This window comes from Pedobacter frigoris, from assembly GCF_032678645.1.
Taxonomy (GTDB): domain Bacteria; phylum Bacteroidota; class Bacteroidia; order Sphingobacteriales; family Sphingobacteriaceae; genus Pedobacter; species Pedobacter frigoris_A.
The window spans coordinates 1262977-1279141 of the sequence record NZ_JAVTSP010000001.1 but is presented as its reverse complement, the minus strand read 5'-3'; the positions used below and the strand labels follow the sequence as shown (position 1 = coordinate 1279141).

At 39.3% G+C, this 16165-nt stretch carries 15 protein-coding genes and 1 tRNA gene; 13 read left to right on the top strand and 3 right to left on the bottom strand.

The window, feature by feature from the left end:
* Positions 1-22: 22 nt before the first annotated feature.
* Positions 23-514 carry a metallophosphoesterase family protein gene (locus R2Q78_RS05630; RefSeq protein ID WP_316789698.1) on the top strand — a complete coding sequence of 164 codons (492 nt, stop codon included), beginning with the start codon at positions 23-25 and terminating at the stop codon, positions 512-514.
* A 21-nt stretch (positions 515-535) separates the two neighbouring features.
* Positions 536-1621, top strand: coding sequence for a class 1 fructose-bisphosphatase (gene fbp / locus R2Q78_RS05625; RefSeq protein WP_316789697.1), 1086 nt, complete (start codon positions 536-538; stop codon positions 1619-1621).
* Positions 1622-1657: 36 nt separating this feature from the next.
* Here fbp and rnhA read toward each other — a convergent pair whose 3' ends face one another.
* Positions 1658-2131 carry a ribonuclease HI gene (gene rnhA / locus R2Q78_RS05620; protein WP_316789695.1) on the bottom strand — a complete coding sequence of 158 codons (474 nt, stop codon included), beginning with the start codon at positions 2129-2131 and terminating at the stop codon, positions 1658-1660.
* A 177-nt stretch (positions 2132-2308) separates the two neighbouring features.
* Here rnhA and R2Q78_RS05615 point away from each other — a divergent pair.
* From R2Q78_RS05615 to R2Q78_RS05595, 5 genes are all read left to right on the top strand, one after another.
* Positions 2309-2384, top strand: a tRNA-His gene (locus R2Q78_RS05615).
* Positions 2385-2626: 242 nt separating this feature from the next.
* Positions 2627-3400 carry a DUF4304 domain-containing protein gene (locus tag R2Q78_RS05610; protein WP_316789693.1) on the top strand — a complete coding sequence of 258 codons (774 nt, stop codon included), beginning with the start codon at positions 2627-2629 and terminating at the stop codon, positions 3398-3400.
* Positions 3401-3535: 135 nt separating this feature from the next.
* Entirely contained in the window at positions 3536-4039 is a 504-nt protein-coding gene (locus tag R2Q78_RS05605) for a HigA family addiction module antitoxin (RefSeq protein WP_316789690.1), read from the top strand.
* On the top strand, positions 4036-4680 hold the full coding sequence (locus tag R2Q78_RS05600; RefSeq protein ID WP_316789688.1) for a nucleotidyl transferase AbiEii/AbiGii toxin family protein: 645 nt from the start codon (positions 4036-4038) through the stop codon (positions 4678-4680). The genes R2Q78_RS05605 and R2Q78_RS05600 overlap by 4 nt, the downstream gene beginning before the upstream one ends.
* 378 nt (positions 4681-5058) lie before the next feature.
* Positions 5059-6975, top strand: a complete 1917-nt coding sequence (locus tag R2Q78_RS05595; RefSeq protein WP_316789686.1) for a peptide-N-glycosidase F-related protein — start codon at positions 5059-5061, stop codon at positions 6973-6975.
* Between the two features lie 20 nt (positions 6976-6995).
* On the opposite strand, the gene R2Q78_RS05590 is transcribed toward R2Q78_RS05595, so the two are convergent.
* Together R2Q78_RS05590 and R2Q78_RS05585 are read right to left on the bottom strand one after the other, a co-directional pair.
* Entirely contained in the window at positions 6996-7433 is a 438-nt protein-coding gene (locus R2Q78_RS05590) for a DUF1801 domain-containing protein (RefSeq protein WP_316789684.1), read from the bottom strand.
* Positions 7434-7606: 173 nt separating this feature from the next.
* Positions 7607-7939: a hypothetical protein gene (locus R2Q78_RS05585; RefSeq protein WP_316789682.1), complete on the bottom strand. Its 333-nt coding sequence runs from the start codon at positions 7937-7939 to the stop codon at positions 7607-7609.
* Positions 7940-8107: 168 nt separating this feature from the next.
* Between R2Q78_RS05585 and R2Q78_RS05580 the strand changes: the two genes are divergently transcribed.
* The 6 genes from R2Q78_RS05580 (at position 8108) to R2Q78_RS05555 (ending at position 16034) form a co-directional block, all read left to right on the top strand.
* Complete coding sequence (locus R2Q78_RS05580) at positions 8108-8518, top strand: hypothetical protein (RefSeq protein WP_316789680.1); 411 nt, start codon at positions 8108-8110, stop codon at positions 8516-8518.
* Positions 8519-8541: 23 nt separating this feature from the next.
* Entirely contained in the window at positions 8542-8721 is a 180-nt protein-coding gene (locus R2Q78_RS05575; protein ID WP_316789679.1) for a hypothetical protein, read from the top strand.
* A 157-nt stretch (positions 8722-8878) separates the two neighbouring features.
* A complete protein-coding gene (locus tag R2Q78_RS05570) occupies positions 8879-9469 on the top strand; it encodes an RNA polymerase sigma-70 factor (protein WP_316789677.1) in 591 nt (196 codons plus the stop codon).
* A gap of 117 nt (positions 9470-9586) precedes the next feature.
* Complete coding sequence (locus R2Q78_RS05565) at positions 9587-10810, top strand: FecR family protein (RefSeq protein WP_316789675.1); 1224 nt, start codon at positions 9587-9589, stop codon at positions 10808-10810.
* A 388-nt stretch (positions 10811-11198) separates the two neighbouring features.
* Positions 11199-14639 (top strand): SusC/RagA family TonB-linked outer membrane protein, encoded by a 3441-nt coding sequence (locus tag R2Q78_RS05560; RefSeq protein WP_316789673.1) that lies wholly within the window; start codon positions 11199-11201, stop codon positions 14637-14639.
* 3 nt (positions 14640-14642) lie between these two features.
* Positions 14643-16034, top strand: a complete 1392-nt coding sequence (locus R2Q78_RS05555) for a RagB/SusD family nutrient uptake outer membrane protein (protein WP_316789671.1) — start codon at positions 14643-14645, stop codon at positions 16032-16034.
* The last annotated feature ends 131 nt before the right edge of the window (positions 16035-16165 follow it).

Here is a 16165-nt window from a genome sequence, read left to right as displayed (position 1 = left end):
TTGTTGCATAAAATATTTAAAATTGATCAAAATAGGCTTACTTTCTGATACGCATGGTTTTTTAGATGATGCGGTTTTTAAACATTTCGATGATTGTGATGAGATCTGGCATGCCGGCGACTTCGGTCAGGATGTAGCAGAGCGGCTTGCTGATTTTAAACCTCTAAAAGGAGTTTATGGGAATATAGACGGTAAAGAAATCAGAAATATGTATCCGGAACACCTGAGGTTCAACTGCGAGCAGTTGGATGTATGGATGACTCACATCGGTGGTTATCCAGGAAAGTACGCGCCACAGGTAAAGGGTGAAATATACACTAAGCCTCCGAAATTGTTCATCTGTGGGCATTCACATATTTTAAAGGTGATGTACGATAAAAAAATTGATTGCTTGCATATAAATCCAGGTGCCGCCGGAAATTCAGGCTGGCATAGGGTAAAGACACTAATTAAATTTTGTGTTTCAGATGAAAAAATACATAACTTAGCCGCCATAGAAATAGGTAATAGATAACGTATAAAATACACTAAGTATATGTCGGGCATCAAAACATTAGGTCAGTTTATCATCGAGAAGCAGGCTGATTTCCCTTACGCCAAAGGTGAGCTTTCAAGATTATTAAGAGATATAGGCATAGCTGCCAAAATTGTGAATCGTGAGGTAAACAAAGCAGGTCTTGTAGATATCCTGGGGGCTGCAGGTACCATCAATATACAGGGCGAGGGTCAGCAGAAGTTAGACGTGTTTGCAAATACGCAGTTTATCAGTGCACTGACAAGTGGGGGAGAGTGTTGTGTAGTCGCTACTGAAGAAGAAGATGACCTGGTACAGATTGATTCTCCGGTTTCAAAAAATGCTAAATACATCGTATGTATTGACCCATTGGATGGGTCGTCAAACATCGATTGCAACGTAGCTATTGGTACTATTTTTTCCATTTACAGGAGAAAATCAACAAACGGAGAAGCAACTTTGAATGATGTGCTACAAAAAGGAACTGAACAAGTAGCTGCAGGTTATGTGATTTATGGCTCTTCGACTATGATGGTTTACACCACAGGCAAGGGCGTGAATGGCTTCACACTAGATCCCTCTATCGGAGAGTTTTGTTTGTCGCACCCCAATATGAAATTGCCTGAGCACGGAAGTATCTATTCTATCAATGAAGGAAATTACGTTCATTTCCCTGAAGGCGTAAAAAAATACCTGAAATACGCGCAGGTAGAAGACAAAGAGACCAATCGCCCTTACACATCCAGATACATTGGTTCTATGGTGGCTGATATACACCGAAATCTGATTAAAGGCGGAATCTATATTTATCCTACAACATCTGCTTCACCAAAAGGTAAACTGAGATTGCTTTATGAATGTAATCCTATGGCCTTTATAGTTGAGCAGGCAGGTGGTGTTGCTTCAGATGGTTTCAACCGGATACTGGATATAGAGCCTACAGAATTACATCAGCGGACGGCTATATTTATTGGATCAGAGCAAATGGTGAGGACCGCAGAGCAATTGATGGCTGAATTTTCTCCTGAAAAAAATGTGAAAACTATTTCTGAAGTTGCAATAGACCAAAAACTGGAGCAATTAGGTGTAGTAGGTGGGATTGATTAGTTAAGGGTGGAATATGGGGCTCGCACCCAAAAATAATTAAAGCAGGGAAGGCTTGTCCTTTTCTGCTTCAAATTGAGCGTCAATGCCTAATGCTGAGCGGTTTTTAGAGGCAGCTACCGCAAGTTGGTCACAGCGTTCGTTTTCAGGGTGATTGTTATGCCCTTTTATCCACACAAATTTCACGTGATGCTGTTTATAGATATTCAGAAATAACATCCAAAGGTCTTTATTCTTTTTTCCTTTAAATCCGGTTTTCACCCAGCCAAATACCCATTTCTTTTCCACGGAATCAATTACATACTTGGAATCGGAGAAAATGGTGACTTGCTGTCCCGGAGTTTTTAATGCATTTAACCCGACGATAACAGCCAGTAGCTCCATGCGGTTATTGGTGGTCATCCTAAAGCCTGCACTCAACTCTTTATAGTGCGAACCAGAGCGTAAAATTACGCCATAACCACCTGGTCCTGGATTTCCGCTTGCTGCTCCGTCAGTATAAATCTCAATCATAATCTTTAGCAAATCTAGGTTTTTAAGCCATAAAAGCAACTTGTAGTGCTGTATTTGTTCTATAGCTAAAATTAAATGGGCTGAAATTTAGGTGATTAAAAGAAATTGTTAAGCAAAGTTTAAAATTATTTGAATAAAATATTTTTAATCGTACTTTTGTAGCGTTGAAAAACACATGGTGGTTTTAGCTCAGTTGGTTAGAGCATCGGTTTGTGGTACCGAGGGTCGTGGGTTCGAGCCCCATATTCCACCCAGTTTTTAAAGCAGTTCTGAAAAGAGCTGCTTTTTTTGTTTCCTTTGATTTTCAATCCCCTTTTATTTTTCAATCCCTCTTTGTCATTCTGAGCGTAGTGAAGAATCTGTTTGCAAGTGCGTATAGAGGCTATAAAGAGATAAAAGTCCTTTTGATGAGCTATAATTTAATATATTAGCAATACAAAACCAGCAAATCTAATGCTCCAATACAACTACTTATAGCTGCATTGGAGAATGTTTATGGCTCGTATAAGAGAGTTGGCGGTCAGGCTAAACAGACATTCCATAACAAACAGAAAAATAAAATTGGGACTATTTGACATTTTTAAACGGCAAGATAAATCTAAAGGTGAAACTGAACAATCAGCGACACCGACCGATTTTAAAACTCAACTTGACATAGTTGAGAAGGACGTATTTGCTAAACTCAAACCACTTGGCTTCAAGAAAAACGGCAGGACATTTAATAGACGGCTCGACGATGGAATAATTCAAGTGATAAACTTTCAAAGCGGACAATATCCTATTGGACAAGGTTATGAAATACCAGGGCTACGGGAGAATTTATACGGAAAGTTTGTTGTAAACCTTGGAGTTTGTATTGAAAGTCTTTACAGATTTCAATCACCGACAGAAAACAAAAAATATTACAAAGAATATGATTGCCAAATCAGAAATAGGCTTGGAAAACTATTAACAGGACAAGACTATTGGTGGACAATTGCGGACGACAACACGAAAATTACTGAAGAAATTATAAGTGGACTTGAAACAAAAGGCTTTGAATGGTTTTCGGGTTTGGACACGAAAGACAAAATAATTTCTAACAACGGACACTTGCCTTATGATGCTTCACCAAGAGCAAAGCTAGACATAGCATTGATGGTGTGGTTTGACGACAAAGAAAAAGGTTCTGAATTATTCAAAAATTATTACAATACCATTCAACCAGCCAAATCATCGCATAAAGAGTATGTCAGAGATTTAGCAAAAGAACTAAAAATTGAACTATGACGACAAAAGCCCGAACCGCTAACATCGTATTGGATTTTTTTAGCTTTCAATAATAATTGCAATTGATGGAAACTGAAATTAAGTAGTTCTTAGGGAACGATATTTGATGTAAACATTTTTGTTTATATTTGATGCATGGAAGCTTTGATCGAAAAGTATAAAGGAATACATCCTGGAATGGTTTTAGAAAGAGAACTCACGAAGAGAGGTCTAAAAAAAAGACCGTTTGCCCTCGATTTGCATATTTATCCTCAGCAGTTGAACGAGTTAACGAAAGCTAAACGCGGAATTACCGCCGAATTGGCAATTAAGATTGATGAGGCACTTGGGCTTGAAGAAGGAACCATGTTTCTGTTGCAGGCTTACTATGAGTTAAAGAAAGCGAAGATTAAAATGCAGTCTCGTCCTAACTTTGAAATACTTCGTAATGCACTTTTTTGGGACGCTAATATTGATCAGATCGACTGGCAAAATCAAGCTAATTGGGTAATAAAAAGAGTTTTCGAACGGGGTAATGAAGACGAAAAAACCGAAATATCCCGATTTTACGGTAAGAAGAAAATTAAGGAAGTGACTGGTAGCGATAAAATAAATGGAAACCAGCCTCTAATTATGGCACATTTACGACTTAGCAAATGATGAATTGGAATACTGTTAATGATCAGTTAAAGAATATTTTGCTTCGTTTGATGCAGGAGCCAATCTTTAATGATTTTCGCCTCGTTGGCGGAACAGCCCTAAGCTTGCAATTAGGTCATAGAAAATCGGTTGATATTGATCTCTTCACAGATGCTGTTTATGGATCTGTAGATTTTAATATAATTGAACAGTACATGCTAGATAATTTCACTTATGTAAGTACAAGCTTCGGAGTAAATCCTGCATTTGGAACTTCCTATCTAGTGGGGTCTGATAAACAAAATGCTGTAAAAGCAGATGTTTATTATTCAATGGATCCATTTTTTCAGCCAGCTATCGAGGTAGAAGGTGTTAGAATGGCCAGCACAGAAGAAATAGTGGCGATGAAAATCGATGTCATACAACGGGGTGGCCGTAAGAAAGATTTTTGGGATTTACATGAATCAATGGAACATTACTCAATAGATTCCATGCTCGAATTACATCGGTTACGTTACGAGTGGACGCACGAGCGAGAAAAAATACTTGAAAATTTTGTTGATTTTAGTATTGCGGATCAGGATCCTGATCCAATTTGTCTTAAAGAAAAGGAATGGGCTTTTATAAAAGAAGATTTTGAAGCTGCAACTAATTCTAAATGATCTTGTCACCGCTTTCCAAGCTCGCCCATTTTTCTCTTGGTATCAGCCAACCGGTTTAAATCACTCACAAAATGGTTCGAATTATACACCGTCACTGACCCAGATTTTTAAAGCAGTTCTGAAAAGAGCTGCTTTTTTTGTTTCTATAGGGGTCGATTCCCTTTTTCTTCAAATTATCTTTCTTTAACCTTCCGCCAATGAAGACAAGTTGAAATATTCAACAATGATTTCCATATAGCTTTTTTCTAAAAAGTAGAGATTATCAATAAATGATCTGGCATTTCGCCGCGGAAAATACATAACTTAGTTTTTGAGAGCGTTAATAAGCTATTAGGTACCCTCATTTATATCATTTATTAACTATTGTTATTCACATTAATGAACTTAAAGCCTTTACTAACTCTGTTCTGTCTTATCATCTACCACAGTGCAGCCGCGCAGAAGCCGGAGATAAGCCATGTCGTTACGCATAATCGTTCTACCATTATTTGCGATGCTACTAAAGGTGAAAAGTCCTACCCTGCCTGGGGTATATTTCCTAAAAATGATCACCCTTTGAGGAAAATAACCATGCACGTTACGCTGGGAAGCCCCGATAGCCTAAATACTGCGCATTGGGATTACCTCGACCATATTGTACTGCGACGCAAGGGTGGAAAAGATGGTCCGGAGCTCAACTATGAATTGGGCAGGATGCTTACGCCTTACGGCAGTATTTACAACAAGGGCTGGAACTGGAAATGGCAGGTAGATGTTACGGACTTCGCTCCCTTCCTGCGAGATAGTGTAGAAGTTGTTTATGTACATTCCGGTTATGAAGATAAGACTGTAGGCTGGGCACTCACTATAGACTTTGAAATCCTCTCTGGTCCTCCTGTTGTTACACCACTCGGTATAACGGCCTTGTGGAATAAGGGGTATAAATATGGAGATTCCAAGGAGAAGATTGAAGAGAATCTTTTACCGATAAGTTATCAGTCGATAAGCGGTGCGTCGTTAAGCCGGATACGTATCCAGCATACCGGACATGGTATGGACAGGCCACGCGGTTGCAGTGAATTTTGTAGTCGCTGGCGTGAACTCAGGCTGGATGAAAAAGTAGTTGACCGGCGGGATATGTGGAAAAAGTGCGGTAACAATCCGCTGTATCCGCAGGGGGGGACCTGGATATATGACCGGGCGTACTGGTGTCCAGGTGATCTACAACAGCCTGATGTGATCGATGTGTTCACAAAGCCGGGAAGCCATAAGGTATCATTGCAAATGGAGCCTTATACAGCCACGGGCAACATACAGGCTGTTGAAAATATTTCAGCCTATTTGTTTCATTATTCGGCTCCTAAGCAAAAAATAGATGTGGCGGTTGAATCCATTATGGTACCTAGCGATGAGCAACGGTTTTTCCGTTTGAATCCGGCCAGCTCCGGGCCTCGCATATCCTTCAGAAACCTGGGGTCCGATCCGGTTCGTTCACTTACTATTGTGTATGGGACTGATGGATTTCCCACCAAAACATTCCATTGGAAAGGAATTCTTCCTTTTAATAAAGTAGCCGAAATCGTGTTGCCGGGGGAAATTCAGGAAAAAGACGGCGAAAATATATTTAATGTAAAGCTTATCCAACCCAATGGTAAGAAAGATGCTTGGTCTGGAGATAATGAAATGAAAACAGTTTTTACTGCACCGGAGAAATTTCCTTCAGAATTTGTCATACAATTTCTTACGAATAACAAGCCCAAAGACAATAGTATTTTTCTTGTCAATTCACAACAAGACACGATTTTCAAAAAAACGGCATCGCAGTTAACTGCTGCAACACTTTATACTGATACCATACGCCTCGCAGAGGGCAACCATTCCCTTTGTCTGGTAGATACTTCCGGTAATGGGTTGCAGTTCTGGGCACAGCCAGCAAACGGTGATGGTTATCTACGTTTATTTGATATGAAGGGAAATCTTATCCATGCTTTTGAGAGTGATTGCGGGAATGGTGAGATGTTTAGCTTTAAAGTAGTTCCGGGCTTTGAAGTAGACACGACAATAGCTCAGTATGCATTTTCACTGTATCCAAGATCGGTAGTCGACCAAACGCAATTGAGAGTAGTATCAAACAAGGTCAGCGATATGACCGTACAGATTACGGTCGATGGTGTACTGTGGCAAAAGCACGAATACAAATCTATTAAGAATGCTGTATTCAGTTACGATCTTAACCATCTTCCTAAAGGAAGAATAGTTGTGGAAGCTTTTATGGATGGTATCAGTAAATTTAAAGGACGGATCAATAAAAGATAGTGGGGGAGGCGGATCAGGAATCACTCTTTCCTGCATGCACATTCGTGATGCTCGTTAAGGTAGTTAATTGATTCCATGCAGATTTCCTTTAATACCGATGTATCAATATCGGATAGCTTTTTCACATACATACAGGCTTTGCCCATTTTGAACTTACCCAGGCTGGCTAACAGCTGCTCACCACTTTCTGTGTCGGAATAAACATAGAGTGAAAATGCCGCTTTTCTGGGTGAAAACCCAAGCATTGGTGCATCGCCTTCATGTCCGCTGGCATATTTGTAATGGTAATTACCGAAGCCAATAATCGTTGGCCCCCACATTTTTGGTTCAAATCCTGACCATTCCCTTAGTAGCGTTACCAGTTGCAAACTGTCCGCTTTCTTTTGCTCATTATCAACGTATGAGTTTATAAAATCCAATACATCTGCTCCGGTATATTCAGTTTTGGTCTTTTTCATCTTTATACATTTCGCCAGTTAATTTACGAATTAAATTCATCTATAGCCCTGATGGTACACTGGTGGTAGACTGGCAGTAGATTGCTTCGCAAAAAGGTACCTGTTTTGTGAAGCAGGCCCGAGGCAGTCTGCCAGCAGTGTGGAAGCAAGTTTTACTAATATTTTATCTTGATTTATAATGTCTGAATCTCTTCGATTGAAAGGCTGGTCAATTCAGCAATTTCTTCAATTGACATATTTTTGGCTTTCAGCTTTACAGCCATTTCAATGGCTTTATCGTGCTGTCCTTCAGCTCTTCCTTTTTCAATTCCACGTTCAATTCCACGTTCGATTCCGGTTTCTTCTGCAAAATCAAGGGCATTCTGATTATCCCATCTTACTTTTTGGCTTTCGTAATACATATCCATTTCCTCTTTAGTTAAATTGGCAAAATTAGCCAGGTTGAATAGTTTTTCAAATTCAGGGTAAACTACAACATAATAAATTGAAAAACCTGAGAATTCCAAAACAAATTTATTTTGTTTAAATAACTGATATACAGTTTAGTATATTGGTTTTTTTGACAGAATTTTGAATTTCATTTTTATAATTTTGAATGTTATTTTTATAATTCTGAATAACATTTATTCTTATCAATCCGTCATCTCGAACGAATGTGAGAGATCTCTTGAGCTATGCTTGAACAAGAGATTTACCTGGCTTACGAGCCAGAAGAAAGGCTAGCTATGGCTTATACTACAAACGCAAAGATTTATCCGGTTGCCAAGATCGTGGCTGGTGTTTTCGACATCTACTGGAACAAATCATATGAGGTGCCCACTTTTGATGCGCTGGAGGTAAGTCCTGAGATACTTGACCAATATATAGGCGTATATGTGGTGGCCGGAACTCCTGCGAAGATGACGGTGATTAGAACCGGCTCAACAATTTCTATCGGGAATGGCGGAACTCCTATCCCGCTCGAAGCGACCGCTCCCAATAAATTCAGCCTTGGTCCCGGAGTTACTATTGAATTCGACGCTGCAAAAAAACAAATGACCATTAAGCGTCCCCAGGGTGAACGCGTATTTACAAAAGAAAATTAAGAACAATATCTTAAATTTATATTATGACCAAAACATTTGTTCCCGCTGTCAATGTTATAAGCTATGCAATGATGGGTCTGTTGCCACAATTTCAGCGAGACGAAAAAACTATAGCTGAAGTGGTGTCACTATTGATGAAAGAGGCCTATGATATCGATTATACACTTCCAAATGTGCCCAATGCCTATCTGGCTAAATCATAAATTCTGGCAAATCACGAATGCAGAGTCTCTTCTAATCCCTTTTAGCAAGAAAAATTAAAATTTATTTTTCATTGTAGTTGGTTTATATCGAAGAACTTATATAATCTTGCAAAAGATTTTTAGTAAATTAGTACAACGGGGGTAACTTATAAAATTCATGGCTAATTATAGCGCATCATCGGATATGGATTTGATCGGCTTTGTTAAAGCGGGCGATCAGGCTGCGTTTCATGAAATTTACAACCGTTATGCACCAAAGGTATTTTACCAGATGAATCAGATGCTTCGGGATAGGGAGGCTGCTCAAGATTTAGTTCAGGAACTCTTTATTACCTTATGGAGCAGGGTTGCTTATTTAAGACCCGATACCAAGCTGGGTGCTTATCTTTATATAGCTGCTCAAAATAGCGTGTTTAAGCAAATTCAAAAAGGCAAGCTTAAAAATGATTTCCTGGTTTCGCTGGCAAAGTTTACTGAAGAACTGGATCTTGCGGGTGATGAACTGCTGATGGAAAAAGAACTGGAACAGTTGATTGATGCTGCGATTGAAAAATTGCCGCCAAAAATGAAGCAGGTTTTTGAGCTAAGCCGTAAGGAAAATCTGAGTTACCAGGAAATTGCCCAGCAATTGAATATTTCGACCCAGACAGTAAAGAACCAGGTAAGTACTGCTTTGCGGATTTTACGTGAAGATCTGGGGCCAAACGCAACGGCAGGCTTACTGTTTATTACCATGTTGCCCAAATAAATTTGATTTTATTGTGTTGATTTTCAGTTTATTAAATGTTTTCGATAAACTTTTAATAATTCTATCTAGTACCGCACAGGCGGTTTGGGGTTATACTTATAAATAGGCAAATTAATTATGTCTGTTTACATAGGGATGAATATTAATGAGGCTAAATCACTTTTAGAAAAATATAACCGGGGCAAGGCCAGTAAGGCTGAGTCTGCTTTACTAAAATATTGGTTTTTGCATGAGGCTACCCAGCAAGAAGCAGAACTAAGTGAAGAAGAATACGAGCAAATCCATGCTTTGATGTGGAAGCTGGTAGCTGAGGGAATCAATAAGCCAGTAAGAAGAAAGCTTTGGCCAAGGATCGCGGCGGTAGCCGCTGCGGTTGCGCTGATAGTTCTTGGAGTTTATTTCTTTAATGCTCCTTCTCGTCATTCTGACCCCGCTTTGTCATCCCGAGTTTCGAGGGATCTAAACGACATAGCACCTGGAAAGAACGGAGCAACGATTACGCTGGCTAATGGTAAGGTGATACAGTTAAGTGATGCGAAGAGTGGGGTAGTAATAGGAACTGATAAGCTTGCCTATAATGACGGCTCTTCCGCTTTGTCATCCAGAGCGAATGCGAAGGATCTAAATAAAGACATGACGGCCTCTACAACCAAAGGCCAGACTTATATATTCACATTGCCGGATGGCACCAAGGTATGGCTTAATGCCGCCAGCACATTAACAATCCCTTCAAATTTTTCTGGGATAGAGACCAGGAAGATTTCGCTGGAGGGCGAAGCCTACTTTGAGGTAGCCAAGAATAAAAAACGGCCATTTGTAGTGGAGAGTAACGGGCAAGAAGTCACAGTATTGGGTACGCATTTTAATGTAAGTGCGTACGCAGATGAAGGAAGTATAAAGACGACTTTGTTAGAAGGGTCAGTTTCCGTTCGTCATGCTATAGACGGTCGTCATCCTGAACTTGTTTCAGGATCCCGGAATGGAAAGACCACCCCGGCTTCGCCACCCCTCCTTGCGAAGGAGGGGACTATCCTGAAGCCAGGTCAGCAGTCGGTTGTATCCGGGTCTAACCGGATAAATGTAAAAGATGTGGATGTGAGTGAAGCGGTGGCATGGAAGGATGGCAAGTTTATGTTTGAAAGCAGCGACATCCAGTCTATTATGAGGATGGTAGAACGCTGGTATAACGTGGAAGTAATTTATAATGGCGAAATACCAAAAGACAGGATCTACGGTACAGTGTCAAGATTTGATAAAGTTTCGAGTGTGTTGCGCATACTCGAGTCCACTGGAGGTATACACTTTAAAGTAGAAGGTCGAAAGATTTATGTAAGCAAATAAAAAAATCATCTCCCTATATACAACGAACTAACTAAATTATGAACCAAAAAACTCAGGAAAGATGAAGAAATATTTACGAAAGAATAGCTAAGGCTAGATAAGCAAACCAGAAGTGCGAACCCGCAGTAGCTGCGAAGCAAAACACCCCTGGTTTGTGTTTGGAACAATTAATTAAAAAATCAACTTACTGCAGAATGCCGACAGTTTTCGACGACAGAGGCAAACTGCTTAGAACCAAACAGGACAAATGTATAGAAATTATACCAGGATATTCGGTATACCCAAGCCGCTATATCATAAAATACTGCTGATTATGCGATTAACCACCGTATTATTACTAGCAACCTTGCTTCATGTGAGTGCAAATAGTCTCGCACAGAAAGTGAGTATGAGCCAAAAAAATGCATCACTAAAAACGATCATTAAGGATTTGCGTAAGCAGACCGGATTTGACTTTGTGATCAAAGAAAAGCTCATTAATGATTTTCAGCCAATAGATATTGACATTAAAAATATGGAATTGGAAAATGCCCTGATGCAGATTTTGGAAAATCAGAAGCTTTCTTTTACCATAGATTCTAAAACAGTTATTATAAAAGAGAAAACACCCAGTTTTCTGGATTTACCTAAGTCTGTTTTTGCTAATTTGGATGCTCGGGGTAGGATTTTGGATGAGGGGGGTAAGCCGTTGGAGGGGGCGACGGTGGTATTGAAGGGAACGAGCAGGACGGTGAAGACGGATGTGAAGGGTGAGTTTGTGCTGGCGAATGTGCCGAATGATGGGGTGTTGGTGATTCGATATGTGGGGTTTAAGACTTTGGAGATTTCGTTAAAAGATGCGGTGATGCCGTTGGAGATTAAGTTGAATGTGGCCACGGGGGAGTTGGAAGAGGTGAATGTGACATATAATACTGGCTATCAGAATATTCCGAAGGAAAGAGCAACTGGAAGTTTTGTACAGATTGATAATGAAATGATCAATCGTGGAGTATCTACGAATATTTTAGATAGGATTGCATATTTGACCAGTAGCTTGCAAAAACAGAATATTCGAAGTGACAAGTCTGATATAACAGTAAGGGGTTTCAGCACAATCGAGTCAAATACAAAGCCCTTAATTGTTATTGATGGTTTCCCTTACGAAGAAGGGGGAGGGAATATTTATTCTGGACTCCAGCTAAATAATCTAAATCCTAATGATGTGGAATCAATTACGATCTTGCGGGATGCAGCAGCTGCGAGTATTTGGGGTGCCAGATCTGCAAATGGGGTGATTGTGATTAGCACAAAGAAGGGGAAGTTCAATCAAAAAGCGAGTATCAGTATTACGGGAAATACAACCCTGACTGAGCGTCCAGATCTTTTTAAATTAAATTTGATTTCTTCGAAGGACGCAATAGATTATGAAAAGCAATTATTTGCAAGTGGCTATTATAATGATTACGATAGCTCATATCCTTCTTTTAATTATTTCCCAATCGTGTCTCCAACCGTTGAGATTTTGCTTGCTCGTAAAAGAAACGCTATTACTCAGCAGCAGTCAGATGAGCAGCTGGCTCAGCTTGCAGCACATGATACGCGAAATGATATCAGTAAATATCTATTGCGTACCGCAGTGACACAGCAATATAATTTTAACGTAATCGGAGGCGGAGATAAAATAGCCTATTACAACTCTATTGGTTACAACAAGATGGGGGCATCTGAGATAGGAAATGAAAGTAATACTTTAACCATAAATCTTAACAACACATATCGCCCTATTAAGAATTTGGAATTGAATACTTTTTTAAATTATAATCAGACGAAAAGTAAGGTAAATGGGATTGGTTATCAAAGATTTATTCCTAATGGGAGTAATACCATTGCCCCCTATACTATGCTGGCAGATATCAATGGAAACCCGATGTCAATACCAAAGGTTGGTAGTTTTAGAGAGATTTATTTAGATACGCTTAAAACCAAGGGTTTATTAGATTGGCATTACCGTCCATTGGATGAGCTTGGTAATCAAGATAATATTGTCAAACGTTTTAGCTTACGCTTTGGTGGTGGATTAAAATATTCCATTTTACAGGGGCTGGAAATAAATTTAAACGCGTCTTACAACCGCAGCGTGACAAATACAGATAATTATAAAAATTTGAGGCATTATGAGACTCGAGATCTAATAAACAGATATATGTTTTTGAATGCCTCCGGTCAACCTCAATATCCTGTACCATTGGGTGGAATATTAGATTTTTCCAGCCAAGTAGAAGTCGCTTATAATTTGCGAAGTACATTAAATTTCACAAGAATTTGGGGAATTCATGCTCTTTCACTGATTTCTGGTATAGATATCAGTGAATCTCAAAACGATAATAATCAATTCAGAAGATATGGTTATGATCCACTGACTCTATCTTATGCTAATAATATTAATTATGGAACAAATTATACCACTAGGCCGAGTGGAGCAAATATTATCACGGAAGCAGGGCGTATTAGTGGATTTTTGACCCGGAATCATAGTTATTATGGTAATGTAGGATATACACTATTAAATAAATATACTCTCACTACAAGCGGGCGGGTAGATGCGGCCAATCTTTTTGGTATGAAAGCAAATTTTAAAGCTAAACCAACTTGGTCTGTTGGTGCGATGTGGCTTATAAGTGCGGAAGATTTTTTTAAAGTTGAATCAATATCTTCATTAAAGATTAGAGCGACTTACGGTTATAATGGCAATGTAGACAATCAAGCTACTTCACTTCCTGTCATAGGATACAGGACAAACGCTCAGACTTATCAGGTGCCACAACAATATGCCGCACTTTCTAGTCCACCTAATCCAGGAATTACTTGGGAAAAAACAAGGGTAATTAACATAGCCGTTGATTTTGGGATGTTTAATAATCGGCTTACAGGTTCATTGGAGTATTATACAAAAAGATCTTCTAATTTGATTGGTGTTGGACCACTTACCGATCAAACCTCTGGGGTAGAGAGTTATCGTGGAAATTTTACAGGCTTAAAAGGAAAAGGAGTAGATGTGACTTTAAATGGACTTATTTTTGATCAAGGTGTTAAGTTAAGAACGGTGTTAAACTTAAGTCATAGTGCTGATAAAGTTACAGCTTATTATAATCTTGGTAGTTCACTAAGTAATCCATCCTTTTATATAAATCGTATTGCGCTTCCTCCAGGAAAACCAATAAATTATTTATATAGTTATCACTGGGCAGGATTGGATGGGCAAACAGGAAATCCGATGGGTGTAGTTAATGGACAAGTTGTTCCTTTCACTACAGCTTTAGGCAATTCTGGACGTGGATCTAATGATTTAATCTACCATGGTAATGCATCACCGACTGTTTCTGGGAATATCATGAATGACATTTCTTATAAGGGTTTCTCGGCGTCTTTTAATCTTACATATGCATTTGGGTATTATTTCAGGAGACCTTCAGTTGACTTTAATACCCTGCAATCCTTTTGGAGTGGACATGGGGACTACGCTTTAAGGTGGCAGAAGCCAGGGGATGAATTACTCACTAATGTGCCGTCTATGCCTTTGACGCCAGATAACAGATATGCATTTTATAGTAACTCAGAAATACTAGTAGAAAAAGGAGATCATATCCGTTTGCGTGATTTTCGATTATCCTACAGTCTGAACAAGGTATGCTATAAGAAGCTGCCTTTTAGAAATATCTCATTTTCTTTAATGGCAGACCACCTAAACGTGCTATTGTGGCGGGCTAATAAAGCAGGTATTGATCCCGACTTTAATAATGTGATACCTACATCACGCTCAATTTCTTTTGGTTTAAATTTAAATTATTAGGTTATGAAAACAAACTATAAAAGGCTATTGTGTATTCTTGGCTTACTGTGTGTGAGCGTACTGAGCTGCAAAAAGGAATGGCTTGAAGCAAAATCAGATAAGACGCAAGCTGTACCAGCCACAGTAAAAGATTTTCAAGCTATGTTGGACGACTTCAATTCAATAAATAGAACCAACCTTATCCTGAATGAAGTCGCAGCGGATGGACATTACTATACCCAGGCCGGTTTTAATGCGATGCTCCCCAGTCTTCCTGAGTTTCAAAATGTTTATGCATGGACACCCATTACCCAATATGAAGTAATTTTGGGTAATAATGTGCCTGGATATACAAATCCATATACTGATATTCTAACGATGAATATTATTTTGGACGAGCTAAAGAAATCTAAAGATCAGGATCGGAATGGTCTTGAGCAAGTTAAAGCGCAGGCTTTATTTAATCGGGGTCGCCTATATTACGAACTTGCACAGAGCTTTGCCCCGCCCTTTAAGGTAGCAACTGCGAATACTGATCTTGGCTTAGCATTGCGCTTGTCATCTGACATCACAGAAAAATCAGTAAGATCAACCGTAATGCAAACCTATAACCAAATTGTCTCAGATTTGATCGCTGCAAAGGATGTTTTACCTAATTTCCCTGATTTTTTATCCAGAGGTTCTAAATCAGCTGCCTTAGGCATGCTAGCAAAAGTCTACTTGAGTATGGGGGACTACGTTAATGCTTTTAATTATGCGAATGAATACCTGAAAATTAAGAATACCTTGATAAATTATAGCACTCTTTCTACTTCTGCTAATTTTATTGGTGTGAATCAGGAAGTCGCATTTATCAATCGATTATTAGGATACCCTCAAATCACAACAGAATATTTAATCGACCAATCATTATACGATAGTTATGAGACAAATGATTTAAGAAGGCAGATTTTTTTTAAAACCGTGCCAGCGGGGATAACCTTTAAAGGTACCTACGGAAAATCGATAGTAGATCTTTTTTGTGGGGTAGCAACTGATGAAATGTATTTGATTAGGGCAGAAGGCTATGCCAGGACGGGAAATTTATCTGCTGCGATGAAAGATTTAAATGATCTGCTACGAACAAGGTATGCAAAAAACCCTGATGGGTCAACGAAGTATTTAGACCAAACTGCAACGAATGAGTTTGATGCTTTGACCAAGATCTTGACAGAACGTAAAAAGCAGTTGATCTTAAGAAACGTACGTTGGACAGATCTTAGACGTCTGAACCAAGAGCCGAGATTTGCAGTCACATTAAAGCGAACTATCGGAGGGCAGACTTACACACTGGAGCCGAATAGCGACAGGTATACCTTTCCTTTCCCAATCGAAATCATTAACGCATCTGGAATGCCTCAGAATCCGGGATGGTAGGTGTCGCTTCGTCATACTGAACTGATTTCCACACGGGCTTTAGGTCAGTATCCCGAAATAGAAATACCGTTTTGCATGGTTTGAATTGCATGTGTGGGATCCTGAAACAAGTTCAGGATGACGACACTACT